Origin of the sequence: Streptomyces sp. SID14478, from assembly GCF_010548525.1 — a bacterium.
Classification (GTDB): Bacteria; Actinomycetota; Actinomycetes; order Streptomycetales; family Streptomycetaceae; genus Streptomyces.
On record NZ_JAAGMG010001149.1, the window covers coordinates 1 to 3,842 of the forward strand.

Consider the following 3,842-nt stretch of genomic DNA (forward strand, 5'->3'; position numbering starts at 1 on the left):
CTTCGCGATGAACGGCGGCTACGAGTACCCCGCGTTCCTCGGCTTCGTCGCGGCGGCCCTCGCGGTGACGGGCGCGGGCCGCTACTCCCTCGACCACGCGCTGGGCCACGCCCTCGACCGGCACTGGATGGTGCCGGCGGCGCTGGTGGGCGCCGGGGCGGCGGCGCTCGCGGTGGTCGCCTCGCGGAACAAGCAGACGCAGGAGCCGGACACCGAGGCATAGACGCGGGAGCCGGCGCCGAGGCAGGGACGCCGGAGCCGGACGCCGCGGCACGGCCCCCGGTCCCGGGGTCCTAAGCTCGCCGCCGTGACGACGTACAACGACGGCGACGAGCGCAACGGCCCCGGCGAGGGCGACGAGCGCGATGGACGCGACGGCGACCTGTGGGCCACCGTCGACCGGCTCCGCGCCTGGCTGGACGCACACAACGAGCGCCCGTCCCAGGAGGCCCTGCTGCTGCGGGTGCTGAAGCTCTCGGAGGAGGTCGGCGAGGTCGCCGAGGCGGTGATCGGGGCGGTCGGCCAGAACCCGCGCAAGGGCGTCAGCCACACCTGGCAGGACGTCGAGTCGGAGCTGTGCGACGTGATCGTCACGGCCCTGGTCGCCCTCGGCACGCTCACGCCGGACGCGCACGCCACACTGTCCGCACACGTGGCGAAGGTCGCGGAGCGCTCGCTCGGACCCGCTTGACCGGATGCGCCGGACGGCCGGCGGAGCGGCCCGTCGCAGCGGTCCGCGCAGCGATCCTTAGAGTGGTGGCGCACGGCCGGGGATCAGAGGGTCAAGGGGGTCATGGAGATGAACGCGTTCGACGGGGGCACCGTCACAGCGGTCAGCAGCAACGGCACGTACTCCTTCACCAAGCCGAACCGCGACAGCATCACCCTGCTCGCGGGCCTCGGCGTCGAGGGCGACGTGCACGCCGGGGTCACGGTCAAGCACCGCTCCCGCGTCGCGAAGGACCCGACACAGCCCAACCTGCGCCAAGTCCACCTGATCCAGGAGGAGTTGTTCGCCGAGGTCGCCGCGGCCGGCCACCGGGTGCGCCCCGGGCAGCTCGGGGAGAACGTGACGACCCGCGGCATCGACCTGCTGGCCCTGCCCACCGGCGCACGGCTGCACCTCGGCGACGGCGGCGCGGTCGTCGAGATCACGGGCCTGCGCAATCCGTGCCTGCAGATCGACCACTTCCAGGACGGTCTCCTCAAGCGCGTCGTGAGCCGCGACCCGGGCACCGGCGCGGTCGTCCGCAAGGCCGGGATCATGGGCGTCGTCCTGACGGGCGGGGTCGTGCGCCCCGGCGACGTCCTGCACGTGGAGCTGCCCGCGCAGCCGCACCGACCGCTGAAGAAGGTCTGATGCCCCAGCAACACCCGCAGCCCCGGGTGCCCGAAGAGCCCCAGGCTCCCGGACAGCCCGAGCAGGAGAAGCCCGTAGTCGTCCCGCACGACGCCGCGTGGGCCGCCGGGGGCGCCGCGCTCTGCGCCCGACTGCACGCCGCACTGGGCCCGGCGGCTCTGCACGTGGACCACATCGGCTCGACGTCGGTACCGGGCATGGCCGCCAAGGACATCTACGACGTACAGGTCAGCGTCGCGGACCTGGACGCCGCGACGGCCGCGTTCGAGGCGCCGCTGGCCACGTTGGGCTTCGTCCGCAGGCCGTTCCTGCGCGACCACGTACCGGCCGGGCGCGAGGACGACGAGGACCCCGCCGACTGGGCGAAGCGCTACTGGTCGCGGCGGGCCGCGCACGACGTGCCCGTCAACCTCCATGTGCGCAGGGCCGGTTCGCCGAACGAGCGGCTCGCGCTGCTGTTCCGCGACTGGCTGCGCGCGACGCCGCAGGCGGTGCCCGCGTACGCCCGCTTCAAGTACGTCCTCGCCGGGGCCGTCCCCGATACCGGGACGTACGCCGACGTGAAGGATCCCGTCGTCGATCTCATCGGCGTGGTCGCCGAACAGTGGGCCGCGCGGACGGGCTGGAGCCCGCACAGGTGACGCCCTTCGAGCCGGTCCCAGGTGAACGGCTACCATCGCCGCCATGACAGACAGGCGCCGAACCACCGAACTCCCCCGCTTGGGCGTGGCCATCGTCACCATGGGCAACCGCCCCAAGGACGTGGACGCGCTGCTGGAGTCGGTGGCCAAGCAGGGCGTGCGGCCGACCCGCGTCGTCATGATCGGCAACGGCACCGCGCTGCCCGAGTTCACCGGTCTGCCCTTCGAGGTCACGAACGTCGAGCTGGACGAGAACCTCGGCTGCCCCGGCGGCCGGAACGTGGCGCTGGCCCGGCTGCGCGCGTTCGGCGACGTGGACGTGGCGGTCGAGCTGGACGACGACGGGCTGCTCGTCGACGCCGACGTCTTCGCGACCATCCAGCGTCTGTACGCGGCCGATCCGCACCTGGGCGTCGTCGGTTTCCGCATCGCCGACGAGCACGGCGAGACACAGCGCCGGCACGTGCCGCGGCTGCGCGCGAAGGACCCGATGCGGCGCGGGCTCGTGACGGCGTTCCTCGGCGGCGCGCACGCCTTCTCGATGGACATGCTCGCCGAGACCGGCGACTGGCCGGCCGACTTCTTCTTCACGCACGAGGAGACGGACCTGGCGTGGCGGGCGCTGGACGCCGGCTGGAAGGTCCTCTACGAGCCCTCCCTCCTGCTGCAGCACCCCAAGACCTCTCCGGCACGGCACGCGGTCTACTACCGGATGACCGCCCGCAACCGCGTGTGGCTGGCCCGCCGTCGCCTGCCGGCCCCGTTGGTTCCCCTGTACCTGTTGACGTGGACGCTGCTGACCCTGCTGCGCACGCGGTCCGTCGGGGGGCTGCGCGCATGGGCGGGCGGCTTCGTGGAGGGTCTGCGCGCGCCGGCCGGTGAGCGGCGCCCGATGCGCTGGCGCACCGTGTGGCGAATGACGCGGCTGGGGCGCCCGCCGCTGATCTGAGCCCGCCCGCTCTGGTCCGGGGTGCGGCGCGCCCGCTACGCTCCCGGGCCTGTGAGCACCGAACTGATCGTCGCGTCCCTGTCGGGCGCCGTGGCACTCGGCAGCGCCTGGTTCACGGCCCGCTCCGGGCGCCGACAGGCGGTGCTCGCCCACGAGTTGGAGAGTCGTACCGCGCAGCAGGACCTGATGGGCCGGCACCGCGATCCCCTCCTGTGGGCCGCCTACGACCTGCAGTCCCGGCTCCACAACATCGTCGACCGCGCGTTCCTGCGCGTGTACCTGCGCGACGGCACGGACCGCGAGCGTGCGTACGCCCGGCGCAGCACGCTCCACGTGCTGGGCGAGTATCTGGGCCGGGTGGAGATCCTGCGCCGCGGCGTCCAGTTCCTCGATCTCGGCGACAGCACGCTCAACCAGCGGATCGTGGGGCACTTCACGACCATCAGCAACGTGCTCAACAACGACGGCGCCGCCGATCCGGGCTTCGGAGACAGGTACTTCGTGATCTTCCGCAGCGATCAGCGGGCCATCGGCGAGCTGATGCTGACCGCCGACGGCACGTCCTGTCTGGGGTACGTGGAGTTCTGCCGTCGGCTGGAGGGGGATCCGGAGTTCGCCGAGTGGTTCGGGCCGCTGGCCCTCGACGTCGAGGAACTGGCGCGCGCGGACCAACTGCCGTACCGGATGGTCGCGTTGCAGCACGCCCTCATGGACCTGATCGATCTGCTCGACCCGCGCGCGGAACGCTTTCCCGACCACCGCCGTGTACGGCTCGGCCGCCCGCCACAGCAGTGACGGGCGGCCGGAGCGGCGGGGCTCAGCCCTGCTGCGGGCGCCGCCTGCGTGCGGCGAACACCGTGCCCGCGCCCGCGACGACGACCAGTGCGGCCGC

At 72.9% G+C, this 3,842-nt stretch carries 5 protein-coding genes and 1 pseudogene; all 6 read left to right on the forward strand.

The features are described 5' to 3' along the window. A pseudogene (locus G3I40_RS36905) lies at positions 1 to 223 on the forward strand (RpiR family transcriptional regulator); the annotation flags it as partial. 159 nt (positions 224 to 382) lie between these two features. Continuing rightward, positions 383 to 691: a MazG-like family protein gene (locus tag G3I40_RS36910; protein ID WP_203645442.1), complete on the forward strand. Its 309-nt coding sequence runs from the start codon at positions 383 to 385 to the stop codon at positions 689 to 691. 102 nt (positions 692 to 793) lie between these two features. Beyond that, positions 794 to 1,360 (forward strand): MOSC domain-containing protein, encoded by a 567-nt coding sequence (locus tag G3I40_RS36915; RefSeq protein WP_239092161.1) that lies wholly within the window; start codon positions 794 to 796, stop codon positions 1,358 to 1,360. After that, a complete protein-coding gene (locus tag G3I40_RS36920; protein WP_164559194.1) occupies positions 1,360 to 2,001 on the forward strand; it encodes a GrpB family protein in 642 nt (213 codons plus the stop codon). Before G3I40_RS36915 ends, G3I40_RS36920 begins: the two co-directional genes overlap by 1 nt. 43 nt (positions 2,002 to 2,044) lie before the next feature. Further along, the gene (locus G3I40_RS36925; protein WP_164559195.1) at positions 2,045 to 2,950 is read left to right on the forward strand and encodes a glycosyltransferase; all 906 of its coding nucleotides are present in this window, start codon (positions 2,045 to 2,047) and stop codon (positions 2,948 to 2,950) included. A gap of 51 nt (positions 2,951 to 3,001) precedes the next feature. Beyond that, entirely contained in the window at positions 3,002 to 3,745 is a 744-nt protein-coding gene (locus tag G3I40_RS36930) for a hypothetical protein (protein ID WP_164559196.1), read from the forward strand. Positions 3,746 to 3,842 lie beyond the last annotated feature (97 nt).

Coding starts and splice junctions, on each gene's coding strand:
- G3I40_RS36915 (WP_239092161.1), top strand. CDS start 794: ATGGAGATGAACGCGTTCGACGGGGGCACCGTCACAGCGGTCAGCAGC.
- G3I40_RS36920 (WP_164559194.1), top strand. CDS start 1,360: ATGCCCCAGCAACACCCGCAGCCCCGGGTGCCCGAAGAGCCCCAGGCT.
- G3I40_RS36925 (WP_164559195.1), top strand. CDS start 2,045: ATGACAGACAGGCGCCGAACCACCGAACTCCCCCGCTTGGGCGTGGCC.